Origin of the sequence: Pseudomonas sp. S09G 359, assembly GCF_002843605.1 — a bacterium.
In the GTDB taxonomy this organism is placed as follows: domain Bacteria; phylum Pseudomonadota; class Gammaproteobacteria; order Pseudomonadales; family Pseudomonadaceae; genus Aquipseudomonas.
In genome coordinates this window covers 3118575-3141562 of sequence record NZ_CP025263.1, presented here as the reverse complement: position 1 = coordinate 3141562, position 22988 = coordinate 3118575, and the positions used below count along the sequence as shown (strand labels likewise).

General features: G+C 60.2%; 24 protein-coding genes and 1 pseudogene. 10 read left to right on the top strand and 15 right to left on the bottom strand.

Annotated elements, in window-relative coordinates; all coding sequences use genetic code 11:
- Positions 1-6: 6 nt before the first annotated feature.
- The gene (gene gspG / locus CXQ82_RS14050) at positions 7-456 is read right to left on the bottom strand and encodes a type II secretion system major pseudopilin GspG (protein WP_101269919.1); all 450 of its coding nucleotides are present in this window, start codon (positions 454-456) and stop codon (positions 7-9) included.
- 146 nt (positions 457-602) lie between these two features.
- Here gspG and gspI point away from each other — a divergent pair, with 146 nt between their 5' ends.
- Complete coding sequence (gene gspI / locus CXQ82_RS14045; RefSeq protein WP_101269916.1) at positions 603-989, top strand: type II secretion system minor pseudopilin GspI; 387 nt, start codon at positions 603-605, stop codon at positions 987-989.
- 6 nt (positions 990-995) lie between these two features.
- On the opposite strand, the gene CXQ82_RS14040 is transcribed toward gspI, so the two are convergent.
- On the bottom strand, positions 996-1427 hold the full coding sequence (locus CXQ82_RS14040; protein ID WP_101269914.1) for a general secretion pathway protein GspC: 432 nt from the start codon (positions 1425-1427) through the stop codon (positions 996-998).
- A gap of 79 nt (positions 1428-1506) precedes the next feature.
- Between CXQ82_RS14040 and gspH the strand changes: the two genes are divergently transcribed.
- Both gspH and CXQ82_RS14030 read left to right on the top strand, forming a co-directional pair.
- Positions 1507-1971 carry a type II secretion system minor pseudopilin GspH gene (gene gspH / locus CXQ82_RS14035; protein WP_256581924.1) on the top strand — a complete coding sequence of 155 codons (465 nt, stop codon included), beginning with the start codon at positions 1507-1509 and terminating at the stop codon, positions 1969-1971.
- Positions 1968-2579: a prepilin-type N-terminal cleavage/methylation domain-containing protein gene (locus CXQ82_RS14030; RefSeq protein WP_101269912.1), complete on the top strand. Its 612-nt coding sequence runs from the start codon at positions 1968-1970 to the stop codon at positions 2577-2579. The genes gspH and CXQ82_RS14030 overlap by 4 nt, the downstream gene beginning before the upstream one ends.
- Positions 2580-2643: 64 nt before the next feature.
- Here the strand turns inward: CXQ82_RS14030 and CXQ82_RS14025 are convergent, their stop codons facing one another.
- Positions 2644-3837 (bottom strand): GGDEF domain-containing protein, encoded by a 1194-nt coding sequence (locus CXQ82_RS14025; protein ID WP_101269909.1) that lies wholly within the window; start codon positions 3835-3837, stop codon positions 2644-2646.
- 219 nt (positions 3838-4056) lie between these two features.
- Between CXQ82_RS14025 and CXQ82_RS14020 the strand changes: the two genes are divergently transcribed.
- Positions 4057-4872 (top strand): SDR family oxidoreductase, encoded by an 816-nt coding sequence (locus CXQ82_RS14020; protein WP_101269907.1) that lies wholly within the window; start codon positions 4057-4059, stop codon positions 4870-4872.
- Between the two features lie 43 nt (positions 4873-4915).
- On the opposite strand, the gene CXQ82_RS14015 is transcribed toward CXQ82_RS14020, so the two are convergent.
- Positions 4916-5839, bottom strand: coding sequence for a LysR family transcriptional regulator (locus CXQ82_RS14015; RefSeq protein WP_101269905.1), 924 nt, complete (start codon positions 5837-5839; stop codon positions 4916-4918).
- Between the two features lie 106 nt (positions 5840-5945).
- Between CXQ82_RS14015 and CXQ82_RS14010 the strand changes: the two genes are divergently transcribed.
- Positions 5946-6929 carry an aldo/keto reductase gene (locus tag CXQ82_RS14010; protein WP_101269903.1) on the top strand — a complete coding sequence of 328 codons (984 nt, stop codon included), beginning with the start codon at positions 5946-5948 and terminating at the stop codon, positions 6927-6929.
- 122 nt (positions 6930-7051) lie between these two features.
- Here CXQ82_RS14010 and CXQ82_RS14005 read toward each other — a convergent pair whose 3' ends face one another.
- Positions 7052-8062 (bottom strand): aldo/keto reductase, encoded by a 1011-nt coding sequence (locus CXQ82_RS14005; protein WP_101269901.1) that lies wholly within the window; start codon positions 8060-8062, stop codon positions 7052-7054.
- Positions 8063-8168: 106 nt separating this feature from the next.
- Positions 8169-9062, bottom strand: coding sequence for a LysR family transcriptional regulator (locus CXQ82_RS14000; RefSeq protein ID WP_101269899.1), 894 nt, complete (start codon positions 9060-9062; stop codon positions 8169-8171).
- A gap of 178 nt (positions 9063-9240) precedes the next feature.
- Between CXQ82_RS14000 and CXQ82_RS13995 the strand changes: the two genes are divergently transcribed.
- The 3 genes from CXQ82_RS13995 to CXQ82_RS13985 all read left to right on the top strand — a co-directional run bounded on the left by CXQ82_RS13995 (position 9241) and on the right by CXQ82_RS13985 (position 12341).
- On the top strand, positions 9241-10014 hold the full coding sequence (locus CXQ82_RS13995) for a carboxymuconolactone decarboxylase family protein (protein ID WP_101269897.1): 774 nt from the start codon (positions 9241-9243) through the stop codon (positions 10012-10014).
- A 146-nt stretch (positions 10015-10160) separates the two neighbouring features.
- Entirely contained in the window at positions 10161-11153 is a 993-nt protein-coding gene (locus CXQ82_RS13990; RefSeq protein ID WP_101269895.1) for an aldo/keto reductase, read from the top strand.
- Between the two features lie 36 nt (positions 11154-11189).
- Positions 11190-12341 (top strand): aldo/keto reductase, encoded by a 1152-nt coding sequence (locus CXQ82_RS13985; protein WP_101269893.1) that lies wholly within the window; start codon positions 11190-11192, stop codon positions 12339-12341.
- Between the two features lie 52 nt (positions 12342-12393).
- On the opposite strand, the gene CXQ82_RS13980 is transcribed toward CXQ82_RS13985, so the two are convergent.
- The 5 genes from CXQ82_RS13980 to CXQ82_RS13960 form a co-directional block, all read right to left on the bottom strand.
- Positions 12394-14604 carry a xanthine dehydrogenase family protein molybdopterin-binding subunit gene (locus tag CXQ82_RS13980; protein ID WP_101269890.1) on the bottom strand — a complete coding sequence of 737 codons (2211 nt, stop codon included), beginning with the start codon at positions 14602-14604 and terminating at the stop codon, positions 12394-12396.
- Between the two features lie 12 nt (positions 14605-14616).
- Positions 14617-15600 (bottom strand): xanthine dehydrogenase family protein subunit M, encoded by a 984-nt coding sequence (locus CXQ82_RS13975; RefSeq protein WP_101269888.1) that lies wholly within the window; start codon positions 15598-15600, stop codon positions 14617-14619.
- Positions 15600-16280: a (2Fe-2S)-binding protein gene (locus tag CXQ82_RS13970; protein WP_101269886.1), complete on the bottom strand. Its 681-nt coding sequence runs from the start codon at positions 16278-16280 to the stop codon at positions 15600-15602. Before CXQ82_RS13970 ends, CXQ82_RS13975 begins: the two co-directional genes overlap by 1 nt.
- Positions 16281-16329: 49 nt before the next feature.
- Positions 16330-16773 carry a cupin domain-containing protein gene (locus CXQ82_RS13965; protein WP_218274446.1) on the bottom strand — a complete coding sequence of 148 codons (444 nt, stop codon included), beginning with the start codon at positions 16771-16773 and terminating at the stop codon, positions 16330-16332.
- Positions 16774-17058: 285 nt separating this feature from the next.
- Positions 17059-17328, bottom strand: coding sequence for a hypothetical protein (locus tag CXQ82_RS13960; protein ID WP_177409906.1), 270 nt, complete (start codon positions 17326-17328; stop codon positions 17059-17061).
- A 58-nt stretch (positions 17329-17386) separates the two neighbouring features.
- On the opposite strand from CXQ82_RS13960, the pseudogene CXQ82_RS31585 reads away from it, so the two are divergent.
- Positions 17387-17605: pseudogene (locus CXQ82_RS31585) on the top strand (TetR/AcrR family transcriptional regulator); the annotation flags it as partial.
- Positions 17606-17822: 217 nt separating this feature from the next.
- On the opposite strand, the gene CXQ82_RS13950 reads toward CXQ82_RS31585, so the two are convergent.
- Complete coding sequence (locus CXQ82_RS13950) at positions 17823-18806, bottom strand: aldo/keto reductase (RefSeq protein ID WP_101273786.1); 984 nt, start codon at positions 18804-18806, stop codon at positions 17823-17825.
- Between the two features lie 273 nt (positions 18807-19079).
- Positions 19080-20000 carry a LysR family transcriptional regulator gene (locus CXQ82_RS13945; protein ID WP_101269884.1) on the bottom strand — a complete coding sequence of 307 codons (921 nt, stop codon included), beginning with the start codon at positions 19998-20000 and terminating at the stop codon, positions 19080-19082.
- 110 nt (positions 20001-20110) lie between these two features.
- Here CXQ82_RS13945 and CXQ82_RS13940 point away from each other — a divergent pair, with 110 nt between their 5' ends.
- Positions 20111-20335, top strand: a complete 225-nt coding sequence (locus tag CXQ82_RS13940; RefSeq protein ID WP_101269882.1) for a DUF2790 domain-containing protein — start codon at positions 20111-20113, stop codon at positions 20333-20335.
- On the opposite strand, the gene CXQ82_RS13935 is transcribed toward CXQ82_RS13940, so the two are convergent.
- A complete protein-coding gene (locus CXQ82_RS13935) occupies positions 20332-21579 on the bottom strand; it encodes an OprD family porin (protein ID WP_101269880.1) in 1248 nt (415 codons plus the stop codon). The genes CXQ82_RS13940 and CXQ82_RS13935 overlap by 4 nt on opposite strands.
- A 38-nt stretch (positions 21580-21617) precedes the next feature.
- Positions 21618-22952 carry an aromatic acid/H+ symport family MFS transporter gene (locus tag CXQ82_RS13930; protein WP_101269878.1) on the bottom strand — a complete coding sequence of 445 codons (1335 nt, stop codon included), beginning with the start codon at positions 22950-22952 and terminating at the stop codon, positions 21618-21620.
- Positions 22953-22988 lie beyond the last annotated feature (36 nt).

Sequence of the window (22988 nt, the reverse complement as noted above, 5' to 3'; positions counted from 1 at the left end):
CGGCGCTTAGAGCTGCCAGGAGCCGATATCGGCGTTCACACCGTCGCCGTCAGGTTGACCGTCTGCGCCGAGGGAGAAGATGTCGACTTCGCCGTTCGCGCCGGGGTTCAGGTAATGGTAAGGGCGACCCCACGGGTCATTGGGCAAACGCTCCAGGTAGGAGCGCCAGTTGCTATTCTTGGCGTCTGCCGGGCGCTCTACCAGCACTTTGAGCCCCTGGTTCATGTTCGGGTAAGTGCCGTGATCGAGGCGATAGAGCTTGAGTGCCTGCATCAGCCCGGCGACATCCTGTTTGGCCGCCGTGGCCCTGGCCTGGTCCGGGCGGTCGAGCACCTTGGGTACGACCATGGCCGCGAGGATCCCGAGAATAACCACCACCACCATGATCTCGATCAGGGTGAACCCCTGCTGACCACGGCCACCTGCAGACTGAAATTTGACGCGAGCGACATCCATATCGACCATCCTTGGCTTGTTTGCGATTCGGCGCGCAGTGTAACAAATGAACTAAATAGTGTATTGAAAAAACTCAGCAGCACGCTGGGTCTTTTGCGTGTTTTCGAGTGTTATCCTGCACGCCGGTTTACGCTGAAGAGTCACCCATGGAGCTGTCGCGCAAGGAGCAAGGTTTTACGTTGATCGAGGTGCTGGTGGCGTTGGCGATTATCGCCGTGGCCATGTCGGCAGCCGTGCGCGTTGCGGGCCTGATGACCCAGAGTAATGGGCTGCTGCGTGACCGAGCACTGGCACTGCTGGCGGCGCAGGGCCGACTCGCCGAACTGCGCCTGGAAGGCCGGTTCGTAAAGGGGCACAAAGCCTTCGAGTGTGATCAGGGGCGCCTGCAACTGCGCTGTGAGCAAGTCATCGCGCCAAGCGCAGACCCACGGCTGATGCGCGTCACGCTGCAGGTCTCGGACCGCGAGCGCGAGGCACCGCCGTTGGCGCGGCTCGAGACACTGCTCGCCCAGCCCCTGGAAAAGCGCGAATGAACGGGCTCAAGGCCGGGTCAGTCGTGGCATCGCCGGGACGTCGGGCAGCGTGCTGACCTTGAATCGAATCTGCTCGGTGCCGCGCTCGATCACCACGGTGTCCCGCTCAATCGCCACCAGACGCACGCCCTGGAGCAGGCGCTCACCCACCAGAAAACCGCGCGGTGGTGCGCCGTTGAGGCTAAGGATTGCCACCGCGCCGTGCGCCCCGGTCATCACCCCCGAGACCTTGAGATCCACGCCTGCAGGCCTGTTGGAAAACCACTGCAACGCGGGGCTGTCGACCGCGACTGCCGCGCCTTCGCGCTCGGCCGGTGGTGTGCTGGATTGGGCCGGGGTCAGCAGCAGTGATGACCAGACCACCACGCCCGCCAGCGTCGCGAGCAACGCCGCCGACTGCAGCAGTTGCGCGGGCGATAAACGAAAAGTGTATGCCAAGACCAAACCTCCTTGTTGTCCTGTCGCGCAGTCTACAGCACAACAACGAGGTTTTTTCTCCACGACGACGGAGCGTTACGTGAAGACCCCAGCCAGGCAACAAGGCTTTACCCTGATCGAATTGATGGTGGTGCTGATCATTATCGGCATCGCCAGTGCGGCGGTCGGCCTGAGTATCAAACCCGACCCGCTGCACCTGCTGCGTCAGGACGCTAATCGCCTGGTCCAACTGCTGCAGGTCGCCCAGGCCGAAGCCCGCGCCGACGGCCGCCCGATCACCTGGCACGCCGACGCCAAAGGGTTTCGCTTCAGCCGCCGCGATGAACAAGGTACGGGCTTCGATCAGTTCAAAGGCGACCCGCAACTGCGTCCCCGTGCGTGGGATACGCCAACAGTTCAGGTGCGCGTCATTCCCAAGCAACGAGTAGTACTCAACGCCGAATGGTTCGACACGCCGTTGCAGGTGCAACTGTCGGACGGCCAGAACAGCCTCTCGGTACTGCGCACCGCGGCCGGGCAATTTGGTGTGGGGGCGACGCCATGAAGACCCGGCAGCAAGGTTTTACGCTGATTGAAGTAATGGTGGCGATCATGCTGATGGCGATTGTCAGCCTGATCGCCTGGCGCGGCCTCGACAGCGTGACCCGTACCGACCAGCATTTGCAGGCCAGCACCGAACATACGGAAGCCATACTGCGTGCCCTGAACCAACTGGAGCGCGACCTGGCCCTGCGCGCCAGCACCGAATTGCGCGTGCCGAACCTGACCGGGCACGAGACCGAACCTGCGCAAACCCCGGCGGCGATCAGCGTGCGCAGCGCGGACAATCAGCGCTTTCGCCTCGACGTGATACGAAGCGCGCCTGCATCGGCAGACGGTCTGCAGCGGGTACGCTGGTGGTTGCAGGGCCAAACCCTGTATCGCGCCACAGCGCCCGCGCGCAGCCACTTCCCACTGCCCGCGCCGGGCGAAGGCGTGGCGGTATTGGACAAGGTCAGTGACCTGCAGGTGCGCGTCTGGGAACCTGGCCAGGGTTGGCGCCAGCTGAGCGGCAATCGCAAGGACGAACCCCAGGGCCTGGAGATCAAACTGACTCGCCAGACATTACAGGGGCCAGAACATTACCGGCAGGTCGTGGGCCCGTTGAATTAGGCTCGCTGCAGCCCCAAGTCATGGCTGTTTTAACCCGCGCCAGGGGTTTTACCTGTGTTGCCGTTCAGTGCTCAATAATAGGAATGGCGGTAGTTTCACCGTGACGCACACACGGCGGTGCCAAACACAACGTATTGCGCCCCAAGCCCTTGGCTTCATACAGTGCGGCATCCGCACGGGCAAGCAGGCTGGCCGTGGTGTCAGCTTCGTTTGGCACCACGCAACAAACACCGATACTGATGCGCAATGCGATGGTTGCCTCGCCAAACCGAGCCGGTGAATCCGCCAGCGACGCGCGCAACTCGTCCAGAACCGCCACCGCGTCATCGGGGCTGGTGAGGGGAAGCAACACCAGAAACTCCTCGCCTCCATAACGACCAATACTGTCGGATGCACGAATTCGCTGGGTGAGATGGTTGACGCAGTGGCAAATCACCTCATCACCGGCCAGGTGCCCATACACATCATTGATCTGCTTGAAATGGTCGATGTCGACCATCGCCACCGCCAGATAGGAAGCGTCTCGACGCGCGCGTTCCAACTCTTTGCAAAACTGCTCAAGGACCGCTCTACGATTGAGAATCCCGGTCAGCACGTCTCTTAACGCCAGGCGCTGGAATAGCGACTCACTGCGTTCTTTGGCCAGCAGCACCAGCCCGAGGGAAATCATCATCGCGGTGAACGTGCCGATACTGACTGAGATGGTTTGCTTGAGGTTACTGACGTCATAGCGCATCTCGGCAGCTCCCCCGCCGATGATCGCGACTACCCGCATGCCCAAACCGATCAGGCTGATACTCGATCCGATGATCAACAGCATGCGCGCACGCCCCTGAGCGGGGATGTAGCGGCGCGTCCAGTAAATGATCAAGGCGCACTGCACCATCAACACCAGCGTGGCAGCGAGCATTCGCGGTTCCAGCGTGTCGATCAGACTGACCATCAATGCGAGCATCAATGCCGCAGGCGCAAATATCCGCCACCAGGAGACGGGCAACTCGACAATGCGAAAGATGCTGGCCCCGTAAAAGGCCAACGCAACCGCCAGCAATGTGTTCGCAGCCCCGTAGGTCAACCACAACGGCGCGTGGCCGTACAAGGTATATCCAACGTAAGCCAGGGCATGTGCCAGCAAACCAAAGCCAATGGTCAGCAAGCCGTCACGCCTGTTGAACTGTCCGACCAATATCAGACAAAACGCCATGATCGTCGCCACTAAGGCAACGCAGGCAAAAAGCGTGGGGGTATGGGCAATCATCAAGTCTCACCAGGCGCGGTCAGGAGCAGCTCGGGTGGAGTTTAGTCGAGTAGTCGGTCGGTTAGTCGGCCACCGTTAGGATTATCCTCAGTTCGCCTGGGAGCCAGGCAATTGCGATCCACTGCTGAATTCAACTCACAAGGGCGCTCTTTTTACTGAGGCTAATCAACCAGCGTTTCTCCCCGTAAAGTTGAATCAAGCCATTCCAGGAATATGAAAATGACAGATGTAACAGTGGTAATCGGCGCGGGTTCGATTGGCCAAGCCATCGCTCGGCGTGTCAGCGCGGGCAAACATGTCGTGCTCGCCGACCTGCGAAAAGAAACAGCTGAAGCCGCGGCGAAAGTCTTGGGCGATGCCGGTTTCGAGGTCACCACGTCAAACGTTGATGTCTCGTCCCGCGCATCCGTCCTGGCCCTCGTCGACCTGGCTACGAGCATTGGCGACATCACTGGAGTCATCCACGCAGCAGGTGTTTCGCCTTCGCAGGCGGCTCCGGCGACCATTCTGCTGGTCGACCTCTATGGCACCGCGCTGGTGTTAGAACTGTTTGGCGATGTCATTGCAAAAGGGGGTTCGGCAATCGTTATCGCCTCGCAGTCAGGCCACCGCTTGCCAGCGCTGACCGCTGAGCAAAATAAAGCCTTGGCGTTGACCCCGACTGAGCAGCTGCTCAGTTTGCCGATGCTGCAACCCGAACAGGTGACCGACCCACTGAATGCCTACCAGATCTCCAAGCGCGGCAACTCCCTGCGCGTCGCTGCGCAGGCTGTGCGCTGGGGCAAGCGCGGTGCGCGGGTCAACACCATCAGCCCAGGCATCATCTTTACCCCATTGGCCCGGGACGAGCTGTCTGGCCCACGTGGCGACGGTTACCGGCGCATGATTGAATCCAGCGCAGCCAAGCGTGGTGGTACGCCCGACGAAGTCGGTGCGGTAGCGGCGTTGCTGATGGGCCCTGAGGGCACGTTCATCACCGGTAGCGACTTCCTGATGGACGGAGGCGTCACCGCACAGTATTGGTACGGTGAGTGATTGCACTAACCGCGCGGCTCTGGGGATGACGCTGCCAAACCATTCAGCCCGTACCGGGTTGGTTGCACTCTTGGCCGCGCGCCCATTCACGTACCGCCTCGGCGAACATTCGCAGTGCCATCGGCGGGTGCCGGTTGGCCGGGTAGTACAGGCATGCGCCGGGGTAGTACGGGCCCCAGTCTGGCAACAGATGCACCAGGCGACCGGCCTGCAGATGCTCTTGAACTTGAAGCTCCGGCAGCCACGCAATGCCGATGCCGGCCAGCGCGGCCTCCGTCATCAAGTTGATGTTGTCCATCGTCATCGGCCCATCGACATCGATGCTGGCGGTTCTGCCCTGATGGCCTAGATCCCAGCGAAACAAGGTGCCGCTGGCGAAACGAAAGCGAATGCAACGGTGCGCCTTGAGGTCATGCGGCGCCTTAGGTTCCGGGTGGTGAAGCAGGTAGTCCGGAGAGGCAACGGCTGCAAATCGTACGTCGGGGCCAAAACGCACCGCGATCATGTCTCGGGGCACGTCGTCATACAGGCGAATACCCGCATCGAACCCATCAGCGACGATATCGACCAGGCGGCTGTCCGCAATGCATTCGATATGAATCTGCGGGTTATCGCGCAAAAAACCAGGCATCACGTGCCGGATCAGTGGCTTGAACGATGACTCCGACGCGCTCAGCCGTATCGACCCGGAGGGCGTGTTGCGCTCAGAGGTCACTTCGTTAACCGCGCATTCAAGATCGCCCAACAGCGGTTGTACGCGCTTGAACAATTGCTCCCCGGCCTCCGTCAGCGCGACAGAGCGGGTTGTGCGGTTGAACAGCCGCAGCTCCAAGCGCGACTCAAGGCCCCGCATCGAATGGCTAAGGGCCGAAGCCGACACACCAAGAATCTTCGCAGCGCCGCTGAAACTGCGTTGTTCTGCGATCGCAATAAAAGCCGTCAACTCAGGAAGTCCAGCGCGGATCATTAATGAATTCTCCTCAGGTGCTCATGAAGCAATGCGCGCATTGTTGAGCGATACACAGCAATCTAAAGTGTACCAATCAGTTACTTGCTTGCGAAGGAGAAGAAACATGCAGAAACGTCATTTAGGTAAAAGCGCTTTGCAAGTCTCCGCCATTGGCTTGGGCTGCATGGGCCTGAGTTTCGCCTACGGCCCCGCGCTGGAGCGCAAGGCGGCAGTGACCCTCATTCGTGATGCGTTCGACAAGGGCGTTAATTTCTTCGACAGCGCCGAGGCTTATGGGCCCTACACCAACGAAGAACTGCTGGGTGAAGCGTTGGCGCCTATGCGGGATCAAGTCGTTATTGCAACCAAGTTCGGGTTCAAAAATGGCGTGCCAGGTGCAGGCCTCGACAGTCGGCCTGAAACTATCAAGTCGGTGGTCGAGGCCTCGTTAAAGCGGCTTAACACTGACCGCATCGACTTGCTCTACCAGCACCGCATTGATCCCCAGGTGCCGATTGAAGAGGTTGTGGGCGCCGTTAAGCAACTGGTCGAAGCAGGCAAAGTTCTGCACTTCGGGATGTCAGAAGCGGGGCCCGATGCAATTCGCCGCGCGCACGCCGTGCTGCCTGTCGCGGCCTTGCAAAGTGAGTATTCGTTGTGGTGGCGCGAGCCTGAAGAGCAGATCTTGCCGGTACTGGAGGAACTCGGAATCGGCTTCGTGCCATTCAGCCCGCTAGGCAAAGGCTTCCTTACCGGAGCCATCGATGCCAACACCAAATTTGCCGATGACGACTTCCGCAATGTAGTCCCGCGCTTCACCGAAGAGAACCGCAAGGCCAATGCAAAACTGGTCGAGGTACTCGGGCAAATTGCCGATGGTCAAGGCGCAACACGCGCGCAGGTTGCCCTGGCTTGGCTGTTGGCGCAGAAGCCCTGGATAGTGCCGATTCCAGGGACCACCAAGTTGAATCGACTGGAAGAGAACATCGGCGCCGCCAGTCTGGTTCTGAACACGGCCGATCTCAGCGCCATCGCGACGGCATTGGAGCAGGTCAAGATCGTAGGCGATCGCTACCCTGCCCATTTGCAAAAGAACGTTAACCGCTGAAACCCTGCACCCGTGCTTGCCGCCGATAGCCCTGGAGGGGCGTCGGCGGTCTTGCTTTGTGCGTCGATATTTCAACAACAAAGCCGGCAACCACTACGCCGCCTGCCCTCGTCTTATTCCGTTCAGCTGACTTTACGACCTTCGACCGGATAACCGGGATCAGTGAATCCGTGCGTCGACGCGTGCCCCGGCACCACCAGGCTGTCGACCAGCTTTTCATCCTCCGGCCCCAGTTCCAGCCCCAGAGCTTGCAGGTAGCTGTCCCAGTGAGCTTCCGTGCGCGGGCCTGCGATCGCGGCGCTGATCAGCTGGTTTTTCAGCACCCAGGCGATGGCAAAGGCCACTGACGTGGTGCCACGTTCGCTAGCATGCTGGGCGATGGTCTGTGCGATCTTCAACGACTCAGGGCGCCATTCTGTCTGCTGGATACGCTTGTCACCGCGCCCTGCCCTTGTATCAGCTGGCGGCGGCGCATCCACCGGGTACTTACCGCTGAGCACGCCCCGGGCGAGCGGGCTGTAGGGCACAACGCCAATGCCGTAGTTGCCTGCAACCGGCAATTGCTCAACCTCGGCAATACGATTGACGATGTTGTACAACGGCTGGCTGACAGTTGGCCGCTGCATGCCCAACGAATCGGCGATGCGCACCATCTCGGCGATTTTCCAGCCGTGGAAATTCGAAGCCCCGTAATAGCGGATCTTGCCCTGGCGAATCAGGTCTTCAATCGCTCTCAAGCCTTCTTCCATCGGCGCATCACTCAAGGTGCGGTGGAAATACACGATATCGATATAGTCGCTGCCCAGGCGTTTAAGGCTGGCCTCGACATTCTGCATGATCCATTTGCGCGACTGCCCCTGTTGGTTCGGGCCCGCATCGGCTGACGACGGGTAACCGAACTTGGTTGCGACGATCCAATTGTCACGCTGAGCCGCAATGGAGCGGCCGACCACTTCTTCCGAGCGCCCAGCGTGGTAGGCATCCGCCGTGTCGATGAAGTTGATGCCGGCGGCACCGGCCTTGTCGATGATGCGCTTACTGGTGGCTTCGTCAGTCTCACCGCCAAACATCATGGCGCCCAGGCACAAAGGCGATACTTTCAGGGCGCTGCGGCCCAGATAACGGTAATTCATCATTAACCCTCAAAGGCGTGGAAAGATGAATTGATCCTAGCCCCATTCGGATTGGTGATTAAGGTGCAAAAAAAGGATACGGCCATGAGGCCAATTCATGAATGAATTACGCCTTGTAGCGCAACGCGTCCACTACCAGCGCAAGGGCTCGTGATGACTGCCGCCGGCTCGGGTAATAGATATGCAGGCCGGCAAAGGTCGGAAACCACGCCTCCAGCACCCAACAGAGACGGCCGGCGGCAACGTGCTCTTTAACCAGGTCGTCAGGCAGATACGCCACGCCGCATCCGTCCAAGGCCGCCGCGAGCATCGGGTAGGTGCCATTGAAGGTGAGTTGGCCCTGCACCCGAACCTGTAACTCACGCTTACCGTTGGCGAGCTCCCATGGGTAGCAACCGCCATGGGTAGGGAGCCTCAGGTTGATGCAATTGTGCGCGGCCAGGTCGTCCGGATGCTGCGGCGCGGAGTGCGCGTGCAGATACGCAGGCGAGGCGACCATCGCCATGCGCATGTCGGGGCCGATCCGCACGGCAATCATGTCCTGGGCAACCTGGCTACCCAGGCGCACGCCAATGTCATAACGCTCGGCAACGATATCGGTCAGGCCATAGTCGGTGATGATTTCGATGTTGATGTCTGGATAGCGCGGCATGAATTGAGCCAAGCGCGGCCACAGCACTGCGTTCGCAGCGTAATCGGTGGCTGATATGCGCACCGTACCGCGAGGCGAGTCACGCAGCTCGACCACCTCGGCAAGGTCGGCTTCGATCTCTTCGAAGCGCGGGGCCAGCTTGTTGAACAGTTGGTCTCCGGCCTCGGTAGGCGCCACGCTGCGAGTGGTTCGGGTCAGCAAACGCACGCCAAGTCGGGCTTCCAGCGCGCGGATGGTATGACTTAAAGCCGACTGCGAAACGCCGAGCTGAGCGGCAGCGCGGGTAAAACTGCGTTCCCGCGCGACCGCTACAAATGCCAATAAGTCGCCATAGCCTTCGCGCGCCATTGATGAACCTCATTCATAAAGTGATGGTTGTATAGCCTATCTCACATCAATTGGAAGGTGTCAGAGCGATCCGGTTTACTGATGAATCCAACTCATGACTTCATGCAGGTTATACGTCTTAATCAATAGATCGCAGTTGCCTACCATGGGCGTGTCAACACGCCAATGGGAACGCCCGATGAAACTGTTCACCGCGACTACTTTCGCCACCCTCCTCTTCGCCGCTGCCGTGGACGCCGACCAAGGGCTGCCGCGCCCGGACCCGAAGCCATCACCCGATGTGCTCGAAGTCACCCCGCAGCTTTACAAATACACCACCGAACTGCTGTTCGGCGAAGTGTGGAAACGTGCAGAGCTGATACCCCGAGATCGCAGCCTGATCACCTTGTCTGCCCTGATCGCCAGTGGCCAGATCCCGCAACTCACCGGGCACATAAAGCTGGGGCTCGACAATGGGCTCAAACCCAGTGAGATCAGCGCAATCATTACCCATTTGGCGTTCTACTCCGGCTGGCCTAACGCGATGTCGGCGGCCGGCGTCGCCAAGCAGGTATTCAGCGAGCGAGATATCCCTGCCGACGAGATTTCCCCTCCCACGCAAGCTCCCCTGACACTTGATCCCGAGAGTGAAGTAAAACGCCGAGCCGCAGTCGAGTCCGGGGTGGGTGGGGTAGCACCGGAGCTGGCCCGTTACACCAATGACGTGTTGTTCGGCGACCTGTGGCGGCAAAGCAATCTGAGTGCCCGGGATCGCAGCCTGGTCACCGTCGCCGCGCTTATAGCCCAAGGCCAGGCGGCGCAACTGCCGTTCCACCTCAACCGCGCCATGGACAACGGCCTGAGCCAAGCCCAGGCCGCCGAAGTGGTGACGCATTTGGCGTTCTACGTGGGCTGGCCGAAGGCGATGTCGGCCGTGCCGGTACTCAAGGAGGTCTTCGCTTCGCGCCGGTGAGGTTGGCTGACACTGTGCAGTGGGCCGGCATTGATGAATTCATCTCATAGGCCCGTCCGGAGTTACCCGGCTAGTGCGCGTTGTGATGACTGGATAAATTGCTATTTATCCTATTACGACCACTGCCACTCAATCCGAGCGAGAACATGAAGACGAGAACGCTAAGCGATGGACTCACGGTTTCCGCCTTGGGCCTGGGCTGCATGGGCATGAGCTCCGGCTACGGCCCGGCAGCAGACGCCGAGGAGATGATCAAGCTGATACGCACAGCGCACGATCAAGGCGTTACCTTGTTCGATACGGCAGAAGCTTACGGCCCCTTCATCAATGAAACATTGCTCGGTACCGCGTTGGCGCCGATCAGGGATCAGGTGGTCATCGCCACCAAGTTCGGTTTCGACATCGACCTGGAGACGGGCGAACGACGCGCAGGTACCAACAGCCGTCCCGAGCATATCAAGGCTGTCGTGGAAGCATCGCTGAAACGCTTGCGTACCGACCGTATTGACCTTCTGTATCAGCACCGGGTGGACCCTGGCGTGCCAATCGAAGACGTCGCCGGCGCGGTACAGCAACTCATTGCCGAAGGCAAAGTCGGGCACTTCGGGCTTTCGGAAGCGGGTGTCCAAACCATTCGCCGCGCCCATGCCGTGCAAAAAGTCGCTGCGGTTCAAAGCGAATACTCATTGTTCTGGCGGGCACCGGAGCAAGAGCTGTTGCCTCTGCTTGAAGAACTCAACATTGGGTTCATGCCGTTCAGCCCACTTGGCGCCGGGTTTCTGACCGGGAAGATCGACGAGAACACCACCTTCGATCCAACGGACTTCCGCAATGTTGTGCCCCGCTTCACCCCCGAAGCACGAAAAGCTAATGCGGCATTGGTCACCGCGATCAAACGTTTAGCCGATCGCAAGGGCGCAACGCCGGCACAAATCGCTCTAGCCTGGCTGCTCGCGCAAAAGCCCTGGATTGTGCCGATCCCAGGTACCACCAAGCAGCACCGCCTTGAAGAAAACCTGACGGCCGTCGAACTCGAACTGACCCAAGAGGATCTGCTGGAGCTCGATTCAGAAACATCAAAAATCCAGGTACAGGGTGATCGATTGCCTGAAGCGGCGATGAAAATGGTCGGGCAATAAGCCCATCTCTTGCGCTCAATCAAAGGACTTTCAGGGATGACAGAAACCCTCTCGCTGGATATCAGCCGTCGTCGACTGCTCACTTTCGCCGCAAGCGTTGCCGCAGCCCCAATACTCGCGGGCGCGCCGTCTTTTGCATCAGGCGCATCAAACGCGGCCCAACAGCCTGTTAAGACGCCTGGGCGCCGAAGGCTGGGCTCGCTGGAGGTTTCGAGCGTGGGGCTTGGCGTGCAGAACGTGAGCCGAACGTATCAGACGACCATTCCCAGTCGGCCAGAGATGCTCAACATCATCCATGCAGCGTTTGACCAAGGCATCACCCTTTTTGACGCCGCTGAAGCCTATGGCCCGCTTGAAGTGGAGAGAATCCTCGGCGAAGGCGTCGCCTCTTTTCGAGACCAGGTGGTGATCGCCACAAAATTCGGCTGGAACATCGATTCCGAAACGGGTGTGCGCAGCCCAGGGCTCAACAGCCGTCCGGAGCACATTAAACAGGCCGTCGAGGCCATGTTGAAGCGTCTCAGAACAGACCGCATCGATTTGTTGTACCAGCATCGAGTCGACCCCCAGGTTCCTATTGAAGACGTTGCCGGTGCAATCAACGACCTGATTGCCCAGGGCAAGGTACTCCATTGGGGTCTTAGCGAAATGGGACTCGGCACCCTTCGCAGAGCCCACGCTGCCAGCCCGTTAAGCGCCGTACAAAGCGAATATTCGATGCTGTGGCGCGGCCCCGAGGAGGGTGTTCTCTCGGTATGCGAAGAGCTCGGGATCGGATTCGTGCCCTGGAGCCCGTTGGGCGTAGGCTTCCTCACCGGCGCGATCGACGCTAAGACGCGATTTGCCGATGGGGATATCAGAAAACTGGAAAGCCGGTTCGCCGAAGACAACCTCCCCTCCAACCTGAGGCTCGTGGCCTTGCTCAACACCTGGGCGGAGCGCAAACAAGCGACACCGGCACAGGTTGCACTGGCCTGGTTGATGGCGCAAAAACCGTGGATCGTGCCTATCCCTGGAACAACACAGATGCCGCACATGCTCGAGAATGTCGGGGCAGCTTCAATTCAGTTCTCATCGACAGAGCTCACCGAGCTTGATGATGCCCTGTCCGCGATCAAGATCCAGGGCGCGCGGTTGCCTGATACGGTGCTGGCCTACTCCGGTGTTGAAGCGCCCTTCAAGCAGTGATCTGATAGGGCACGCGTCGGGTGCTTGCTTACAACGCGTGCCTTAACGTGCCTTAAAGAGTCATCAGCTTTTCCTTGGTAATCGGCAAGCTGCGAATGCGTTTCCCAGTGGCGTGGTAAACGCCATTGGCGACCGCCGCTGCCAGCCCCGTCACACCGATTTCGCCGATACCGCGCGCACCGAACTCGCTCAGGTTGTAATCCGGATAGTCGAGCAGCGTCACATCGATATCAGGCAAGTCACCCTGCACAGGCACTACGTATTCGGCGTAGTTATTGTTAACCGGCAGACCGCTGCGCTGATCGTTTTCCGATGCTTCAAACAGCGCCATACCGAGGCCCATGATGATTGCCCCTTCGACCTGATTGCGTGCAGCGAGTGGATTAACCACCTTGCCCACATCGATGGCACTCACCACCCGTGCTACCCGCAGGCGCGAGATGCCCGGGTCCCAGCGCACCTCGACAAAGTGCGCACCGAAAGAGCGATAGGAAAAGTCGCCGCCCTTGGCCCCGCTCTGGAAGTTGCCCTCAGCGCGAGCGATGCGCTGGTGGCGCAGCACCGCGGCGAAACTCACACGCTGATCGCCATTGACCAGATGGCCACAATCGACGGCAAGGCTTGCCGCGTCGCTGCCTGAAAGCAGCCCACCGCTCATCACCGCATACTCGCGCAGCTTGGTAAGCGCGGCTCGTGTGGCGCCGGCGATCGCCGGCAGGATGCTCGCCGTGGCCCAGGAACCGCCGGCCAATGCGCCTGGAGGGAAGGTGGAACTGCCCAGTTGGACCTCAATACGCTCGAACGGCAGGCCAGTCAGTTGAGCGACGGTCTGCGCCACCACTGTATAGGTTCCGGTGCCGATATCCTGCTGACCGCATTGAACAAGCACGGTGCCATCCGAGCGAATAATTACGCGGGCGTCGGTGGGTACCTGGAAGGCCTCCCAATTGCAGGCGCCCATGCCATAGCCTATGACTTCATCACCGTCACGCATTGATCCAACCGCTGCATTGCGTGCGTGCCAGCCAAATCGTTGTGCGGCGGTATCAATCGCTTCGGGCAGATGATTACTCGACCACTCCAGGTTCAGGCTTTCGTCGCGCGTGGCCAGATTCAGCTTGCGAAATGCCAGTGGGTCAATGCCACGCAACAGCGCCAATTCGTCTATCGCCGACTCCAGTGCAAACAGGCCAGGGGCGGCACCCGGTGCACGCATTGACGTGGGCGTGCCGCGATTCAGCGGGCTGTTCTTGTGATTCACCAGCACGTTCGCACACGAATAAAGGCTGCGTGTGACGCCACCGCATGCTTCGGTGTAGGCATCGGTGGTCGAGGTGCTATTGAATGATTCATGCCGAATCGATACGAGTTTGCCGTTTCCATCGGTGGCCAGGCGCACTCGCTGCAACGTTTCAGGGCGATGGCCAGCGGTGGTAAACATCTGCGCCCTGGGCAGCATCAGTTGTACCGGTCGCTTAACGACCTTCGCGGCGGCGCAGGCGGCTATCGAATGAGGCCACGGCCAGAGTTTGCTGCCAAACCCCGAACCTATGAAGGGTGCATGCACTTCAACACGGTCTGGCGGCAGATCGAAGACATTCGCCAACACGTTGCGATGATTCACCACCCCCTGCGTGCCTTCGTAGACATACAGCTTGCCGTCGCGCCAATACGCTGTGGTCGCATGCATCTCCATCGGGCTGTGGGTTTCGACCGGCGTGTTGTAGGTCTGGTCGAGCCGGCTGGCAGCCGTTTGCCAGGCTGCCTCGGGGTCGCCTCGGCTGTGCCCTCGCCCGCCCTCGCGTGCGCCCTTTTGCTTGAGTGCGTCCTTGAGATTGGTAATGGCCGGACTTTCGGCATAATCGACCTTGACCTGAAGCGCCGCGGCACGGGCCTGCTCGAATGTGTCAGCCACCACCAGGGCGACGAACTGCCCCGGATAGGCGACCTTGTCGTCCTCGAAAGGCAGGCGACGCTCGTCGACCTTGGCCGCGCTGAGTATGTCCTTGAAGGTCATGGCCACATCAGGCGTGCGGTGCAACGCGGGAAAATTGCCATGGTGCAGCACAGCGACCACGCCTGGCATCGCGCGTGCCCGGGTGTCATCGATGGCCACGACCCGGCCGTTGGCGATCGTGCTGTAGACGCCGTAAGCATAGGCCATCCCTGGCAAGGGATGGTCCGCGGCATAGCGTGCTGCACCGGTGACTTTGAGGCGACCGTCGATACGTTTGTACGGGGTGCCGATTATGGACTGGCTCATCAGGGTGCCCTCCTATGCGGTCAGATCACGAAGATTGCGAGTCACGACCTGTTGGCCGAGCGGAATCTTGAACGCGTTGTGCTCATAAGCGCGGGCGCCCTGCATGGCGCGCTCACCCACCTGTGTAAACAATCCAATATCAACGTTCTGACCGACCAATCCGCGCTCGGCTTCCAGCGCCCGCCAGGGCTTGGTGCCCACGCCTCCGAGGGCAATTCGCGCTGCGGTTATACGCTGACCATCCAACACCACGATGACCGCACTGGACGCCAGAGCGAACTGATAGGAATCCCGGTCACGCAGTTTCAGGTAAGCCGAACGACTGTTCGCCAACGCTGCATCCAGGGTCACGTGCGTGATCAATTCATGGGGCTGCAGCGCATGCTCCTCCCAAGGCGTCTGCCCCGGTAGCTTATGGAAATCGCCGAAGGGAATCTCACGCACCCCGTTCGGGCCTTGAACCGTCACCTGCGCGCCGATTGCGGCCATTGCCACGCACATGTCGGAGGGGTGCGTCGCGATGCAATGCTCGCTGGTACCCAGCACTGCATGCACGCTGCGGTTGTGGCCACCGATAGCGGCGCATCCGGAGCCCGGCTGGCGTTTGTTGCAGGGCGAGATACCGTCGCGAAAATAACTGCATCGCACGCGTTGCATCACGTTGCCGCCGGTGGTGGCCTTGTTGCGTAGCTGCGTAGACGCCCCCGCCAGAATCGCCTGGGACAACACGGCATAACGCTCGCGGATCAGCGGATGGCTGGCCAGTGCGGTGTTGCTGACCAGCGCGCCGATGCGCAGACGACCATCGGCGAGTGGCTCAATCTGCTTGAGCGTCAGGTGATTGATATCCACCAGACGGTCAGGCTGCATCACATCCAGCTTCACCAGGTCGAGCAAGGTGGTGCCGCCCGCCAAGTAAAACGGCTGGCCTGAAGCGGCGTGGTTGCTCACCGCCTGGGCCGGCGATTGGGCGCGGGCATAACCGAAAGTACGCATCAGGCCGCACCTCCCATTTTCCCGCGTGCCGACTGAATCGCCGCGAGAATGTTCTTGTAGGCGCCGCAGCGACAGATATTGCCGCTCATCGCCTCCTTGACACTGGCATCGTCGGTGCCGATGTTTGGATCATTGAGCAGCGCCACGGCGCTCATAATCTGCCCCGAAGTGCAGTAGCCGCATTGGTAGGCATCGTGATCCCAGAAGGCTTCCTGCACAGGGTGCATATCGTCACCTTGAGACAAACCTTCAATGGTAGTGATGCTATCGCCATCGTGTTGCAGAGCGATTGAAAGGCAAGCGTTGATCGCAACCCCATTGACCAGCAAGGTGCACGCACCGCACTGGCCGTGGTCGCAGCCCTTCTTGGTTCCGGTCAGTTGCAAGCGGTCACGTAAGACATCCAGCAGTATCGCGTTAGCCGGAACATTGAGTTTATGCAGTTGCCCATTCACCGTGAGCTGGATACGTCGCTCGCCCGCTCCGGGCGCACCCTCATCGTCGATCACCTGTGGCGCCAGCTGGGCAGCCACCACGCTGTCCGGGATCCAGGTCGACACCGTCGCTGCGGCGATGCCTGAAACACCAAACTTGAGAAAGTTGCGGCGTGAAGGTGTGACGCTCGACGCCTCAACAACCGGTGAACCTTCGGGTTGGTTTAAATCTCTGGTTTCTGTCATCAGGTTTCACCTTTGAACGGGCGCAGCTACGTTGGCTGCCGGGTGAGAATCACAAAGCCTTGGCGTAGTCTTCGTCGGACACTTGCTCCAGCCATTGAACCGCGCTGCCATCAAGCAACTCGGCGATTGCAATATGGCTCATGCCATTGGTGAGCGTTGCGCCATGCCAGTGCTTGGCGCCAGGGGGTATCCACACAGTGTCGCCCGGACGAATCACCTGAGTTGCCTGGCCCTCTTGCTGTACCAGGCCGACACCGGCAGTCACTATCAACGTTTGCCCCAAAGGGTGGGTGTGCCATGCAGTACGAGCACCAGGCTCGAACGTGACGGTTGCTCCGCTGACGCTAGCGCCATCCGCGCCCTGGAACCGGGCATCAACCCGCACTTTTCCCGTGAAGTATTCCACGGGGCCGGAGGTCGACGGCTGAGACCCCGCCGGCGTAACGGTCACCAATGGGTGGTCTTCGCCGGCAGCATCGAATGCAAGCAGCATCAGCGCCGTGCCAATCGTTTGAAGCAAACGTGCAGATTTCAATGTGGCGCTGAGCGCGGGAACGTGAACTGCTGGCATAGGATGTCCTCGATCGGTGTGCATAGCAGGGATAGCCCAGTTTTGAATGTAACCTTTACGGATAAAGCTGATTAGTAGGCGCAAGCCCAATAACCTCATGAAGAGGGCTCATCAATGTGTGGTGGCCGTCCCGCGACCAGAGCCGCCCCCGCCGCAAAGCCCAGACTTGGGAGCGCTGCAAAATCTGTCATTGCATTCACCACTGCGCTATCTCGCGGCGGTGACGCCTGACTGGGCGATTCGCACCTGGTCACCTGAACTTAGTCCGTCGGGGGGATTGGCAATCACCTGATCAGCCTGGCTGACGCCGTCGGCGAGTTCCACATAAGCACCGTGGTCGCGGGTCACCGTGACCTTCTGTAACAGCACTTTCCCAGCCGGATCTACCGTCGCCACCTGTACGCCACTTTTGCCGACGATGAGCGCGCTGGGCGGCAGGCTGAGCGTGTTGGCCGCCAGCGCACCTTCAAATTGCACGGTGGCAAATGACCCTGGCAGCAGGTATCCACCTGCGTTTTCTACGCTGAGCTGGACGCGATTGAGGCGTGCCTATGAATCAGAATTGCTGACGTTGATCGGCCAGCTAGGCCATGCGCCTGGCGGGCCGTTGCGCGAGGGTGCACTCACAGCGATTTTACCCATGCTGAACAGCCTGCCCACGTGGCTGAGCCCGATGATCGATAACGCTCGGCGTCGAGTTATTACCAAGACCCTCGCCGACGCGGTATTACAGGCAATAAAGTCTCTACCTTGAGTGCCCCGGCCGCCCTTCAAAACAGCGCTGTCTCTATTCTCCCGCCCTCTGGCCTTATTGATTCTGCTCTGCATGGGCCAGAGAGCACGACAGCTGACGGTAGGCGTCAGCCTCTGCCAGGTTCCAACGAGTGCCTGGTGTGTCGAGTTGACCGTTTCGCGTGCTGCATCAATCGGGGTACTGATTGCCTGAAATGACGAATCCAGGGGCCGCCGACTCACTGCGTCTCATCGACAACGCGCATTTGCATCTGATTCATTCGACCGCCGTGCACCGTGAGCGCGGAGAATGCCGTGTGAATCTCACTCAGGTCGGCGGCCGTTAATTGAATGCTGACCGAGGCCAGGTTCTCTTCCAGATGGTTCAATCTGCGGGTGCCGGGAATCGGCACAATCCAGGGTTTCTGGGCCAGCAGCCAGGCGAGCGAAACCTGTGCGGCAGTAGCGCCTTTACGCTGCGCAAATGCCTTGAGAAAGTCGATGATCGCGGTATTGGCTGCCAGGTTTTCGGGGCTGAAGCGGTCGAAACCACTGCGCAGGTCGGTCTTCGGATCGAGCCGGGTACTGGCAGTGAGGGTGCCGGGCAAATACCCCATTCCGAGCGGCCCCCAGGGCACAAAACCGATTCCGAGTTGTTCACATGCCGCCAGCACGCCGTTGTGCTCGACCGCTCGTTCCATCAGCGAGTATTCGCTCTGAACCGCCGTCACCGGCTGGACCGCATGCGCCCGACGAATCGTGCTTGCACTCGCTTCGGAGAGGCCGAAATGTGCCACCTTGCCCTCCTTGATCAAGTCGCGAATCACACCTGCCACCTCCTCGATCGGCACTGAAGGATCGACTCGGTGCTGATAGTAGAGGTCGATATGATCGGTACGCAGGCGCTTGAGCGAACCGTCAATGACGGCCCGGATATGTTCGGGACGACTGTTGAGACCACCGGTGCCGATATCGAAACCGAACTTGGTGGCGATGACCACTTGATCACGAAATGGCGCAAGCGCCTCGCCCACCAGGTCTTCGTTGGTATAGGGCCCGTAGATTTCGGCCGTATCAAAGAAGGTGACGCCCTTTTCATAGGCGCTGCGAATCAGCTTGATGCCTTCTGCCCTGTCTGCCGGCGGGCCATAGTTGGCGCTGATGCTCATGCACCCCGCGCCTAACTCGGAAACCACCAGGTTGCCCAGTGTGCGCTGCTGCAGGACATGTGCGCCCTCAACGGGCTGGTGGGTGCCAGGCGCGCTACGTGATGCAGCGGCCCACGACAGCGGGCTGACAGCCAACCCTGTGCCAACGATGGCCGATGTGATGAGCACGTCACGACGGCTGAGGGTGGGTGAACCCAAAGCGTTTGAGTCAGACGTGTTGGTATTCTTTTCCATGTCAATTCCTGTCTGCTGGATCTGCGCCTGAAGTATGCGTCGACCCATAGCCAGATGTATTGCCCGATCTACCTGTTTGATTGCCTGATTCAATCAACGACTGCCGAGCAGATCTGCGCTGAGCGCAGCCAACAGCTCAGGCAGTTGCGCCCGCAAGTACTCGACCCAGGTGCGTACCTTGGCATCCAGGAAGCGCCGCGACGGGTACACCGCGAAAATGCTCCGTTCGCGCAGCGTGTAAGCCGGCAGCAAGCGCACCAGCGAACCGTCCTGCAAGGCTGGATGGGCGCTGAAGAACGGCAGCAGGCCAATGCCCATGCCCTCTTGGGTGGCCTTGACCATAGCGTCGGCAACGTTGGTGGTGAAGGCGTTGCCGGGGGCAATGGCAATCTCGCCCTCTTCGCCTTGGAACAGCCACTCGTCCTCCTGAAAGTCGCGTAAGTGCAGGCGTCGGTGTTGCAGCAATTGATGCGGGTGTGCGGGCACGCCGTGTGTGGCCAGGTAACCGGGGGCCGCGCAAGGCACGCTGAAGAGCTGGCCGACCGTCTGGCTGACCAGGGCCGAATCTGGCAACGCATGCGCAATTGAAATCACCACGTCATGCCCCTCTTCAAGGGGATCGGGGTTGTGCTGGGACAGGGTCAGTTCCAGGGACACCTGCGGGTACCGCTCGCAGTAGCGCGCGATCAGCGGTGTGATCAACACGCCAAGCCCACTCATGCAATGCACGCGCAAGCGCCCGCGCGGGTTGAGGTGGGCGCCGCTGGCTTCGGCGCTGGCCGCCCTGACGTCATCGAGGATGCCGCGGCAGCGCAGCAGGTAACGCTCGCCCGACTCGGTGAGTCGCAGGCGTCGGGTGGTGCGGTGCAACAGGCGCGTCTCGAGGTGCGCCTCCAGGTCGGAGATCAACCGCGAGACTTGCGCGCCGGACACCCCCAGAACCTCGGCCGCCGCGGCAAAACTGCCGCTGTCGACGACCTGGGTGAATACTCGCATACCGTTGAGCAGGTCCATCAATATCACACCTCGATTACTACGCAATACGTACGAGTCATTTACCGCTTCCAGGCTTTAACGCGGCGCTACAGCCACTACACTGGAGCCTACTGACAGAGGGTCATCCCATGAACATTCGGTTGCTCAGCCTCATCCTGCTTTTCACCGCCCCCGGGGCTTTTGCCGCCGGTGGCGATGAGAGCCCGGCGCCTGATATCCAGCACATCGTTTCCACCACGCCGGTGCCGCGTAGTTGCCAGGTAGAGCCTGCCACCCTGGTGTACCTCGACAGCCAGGGCGTCAGTCACACGCTCAACTACAAGGTCATGGGCACGTGCGAAGGCGGGGTTTAAAGCAGCTTCCAGGTGTAACTGAGGATGAGACGGTTCTCATCGATATCACTGCGGTAGTTGGAACGCGCCATCACATTGCGCAGGCGAATGCCCAAGCCGCTCAGCACACCACGCTGCACGGCATAACCGATATCGAGGTCGCGCTCACGGTCCTTGCCTTCGTAGCCGGCCCCGGTGTTGACGTTATTGCCGGTGATATAGCGCACCGTGGTGGTCAACCCCGCAATGCCCAGCGCCGCGAAATCGTAGTCATAGCGCACTTGCCAGGAACGCTCGTCGGTATAGGCGAACTCGTAGGTGGGCACCTCGTTGCCCAGCGGCGTGACGTTGGCAAACACACGTGGGAACGCGCTGTCGCCGTACATTGCCTGATAACCGAGATAGAACGTGTGGCCACTGCGCTTGGCCGACAGCAGCGAGAAAAACGCCTGGTTATCGAGCTTGCCGAGCAATTGGTTGCCGTCCTCGCGCGCGTCGTAGTAACCCAGGTTGGCGCCCAGCACCCACGCCCCTAACGGCTGGCTGTGCTTGAGGCCAACAAAGGCCTGCGCGTAGATATCCTGCAACTGAGCCTGCCACAGGCTGACGCTGGTGCGGTTGCCGTTGAAGGCATAGTCGCCGCCAACATAGTTGAAGGCATCACTCTGTGCCCCGCGCTGCGGCACATGCCCGAGCATGGCGAGCATCTTCTCGTCACCCGCCTCATTGCGCAGGCTGGTGGTGGTCAAATGCCCGGCCTGCAGGGTGAGGCCGGCGATCTCGCTGGAGCTGATGCTCACCCCTTGGTAGCTCGGCGGTAGCAGGCGAATATCGCTGAAGGCCAGCACCGGCAGGTTGGGCTGCAGTTCGCCGGCCTTCAGCTCGGTCCTGGACACCCGGGCCTTGAAGGTCAGGCCCAGGCGGCTGTAGTCGTCGGCGGCACGGCCGCTGTCCTTCACCGGAAGTAAACCGCTATTGACCCGGTCCGGGCTGCTGTCGAGCTTGATCCCCAGCGTGCCCAGTGCATCCAGGCCAAAGCCCACCGGGCCTGGGGTGTAGCCGGATTTGTAGGTCAGGATAAAGCCCTGGCCCCATTCTTCGGCCTTGGATTGCTGATTGGCACCGACGATGTCCGAGAAGTCGCGGCTGAAGTAGTAGTTGCGTGCCTGCAAGGTGGCCGTGGAGTCCTTGAAAAAACCGCCCTCGTCAGCCGTCGCCGCAAGGGGCACGCCCATCAGGGCGAGCCAGATACGTTGTGTGTTCATGTCGTTGCTCTTAGTTATTGTTATCGACGGTTTGGCGGTCACAGCGCCTGGGCGGCCGGCAGGGCAATACGCGTGCGCCGCTCATTCAGGGCAAACACGCTCATCGCCAGCGCCGCAATGGCGCCGGGGATGGCAAAGGCCATGAAATTCAGTTGCAGAGGCAGTTCGATCGCCATCAGCGCGCCCCCCAGCAGCGGGCCGACAATGGCGCCGTTGCGCCCGATACCGGACGCCCAGCCCAGGCCCGTGGCACGAATAGACAGGCCGTAGAGTTGCGCCGCACCCGCATACAGCAGGATTTGCGTACCGATGGTGGTGGCACCTGCGACGAAAATCAGCAGGTACAGGATCGGCATCGGGCTGTTGATGCCCAACAGGCTGATCGACACCACTGCCGCGATAAAGAAGCAGATCACCACTTTGACCAGATTGAGCCGATCCCCCAAGCGGCCACCGATCAGCGCCCCCGCCATACCGCCCAGGTTCAGCGCAATCAGGAACGACAGGCTCGAACCCAGGCTGTATCCGGCGCCGGCCATCAGCTTGGGCAACCACGAACTCAATGCATAGACCATCAGTAGGCAGCAGAAAAACGCAGTCCAGATCATCGCCGTGCGCACCGCCAGGCCATGGCGAAACAACTCCACTACCGACGCGCCCTTGCCTTTGCTGTCAGCGATGACCAGCCTGTCCTCGGCCTGGATCTGGGTACCCGGCGACACCCGATTAAGCAGCGCCCGGGCCTGCTCCAGCTGACCCTGGCGAATCAAAAAACCGATGGATTCGGGCAACCCGTACACAATCAACGGCAACAGCAGCAGCGGAATCACCGCCACAAAAAACATCGACTGCCAGCCATACGCCGGCAGCATGAAAATACCCACGCAGGCGGCGAACATGCCGCCTAGGGAATAACCGCTGAACATGAAGGCCATCAAGGTGCTGCGGAATTTCTTCGGCGCATATTCGTTGATCAGGGCCGCCGCGTTAGGCATCAGCCCGCCACAGCCAAGCCCGGCGACAAACCGGCAGATGCCGAACTCGCTGGGGCTACTGGCAAAGCCGTTGACCACGGTGGCGATGCTGAACAGCGCAAAGCAAAAGACAATGCCTTTCTTGCGGCCGAAGCGATCCGCCAAGGTGCCGAAGATCAGCGCACCGAACATCATGCCGAACAGCGCATAGCTGCCCAGGGCGCCCGCCTGCAACGGCGTCAGCCCCCACTCGCGCATGATCGATGGCAACACCACGCCGTAGATAAACAAGTCATAGCCATCAAAGATCAACAGCAAGGCACACAGGCTCACGATCAGCCAATGGAAGCGGTTGAAAGGCGCATTATCAATAATCGAATGGACGTCATGGGTACGCATGGCAGTGCTCTCTTTATTGTTGTTGTGAGTCAGTGT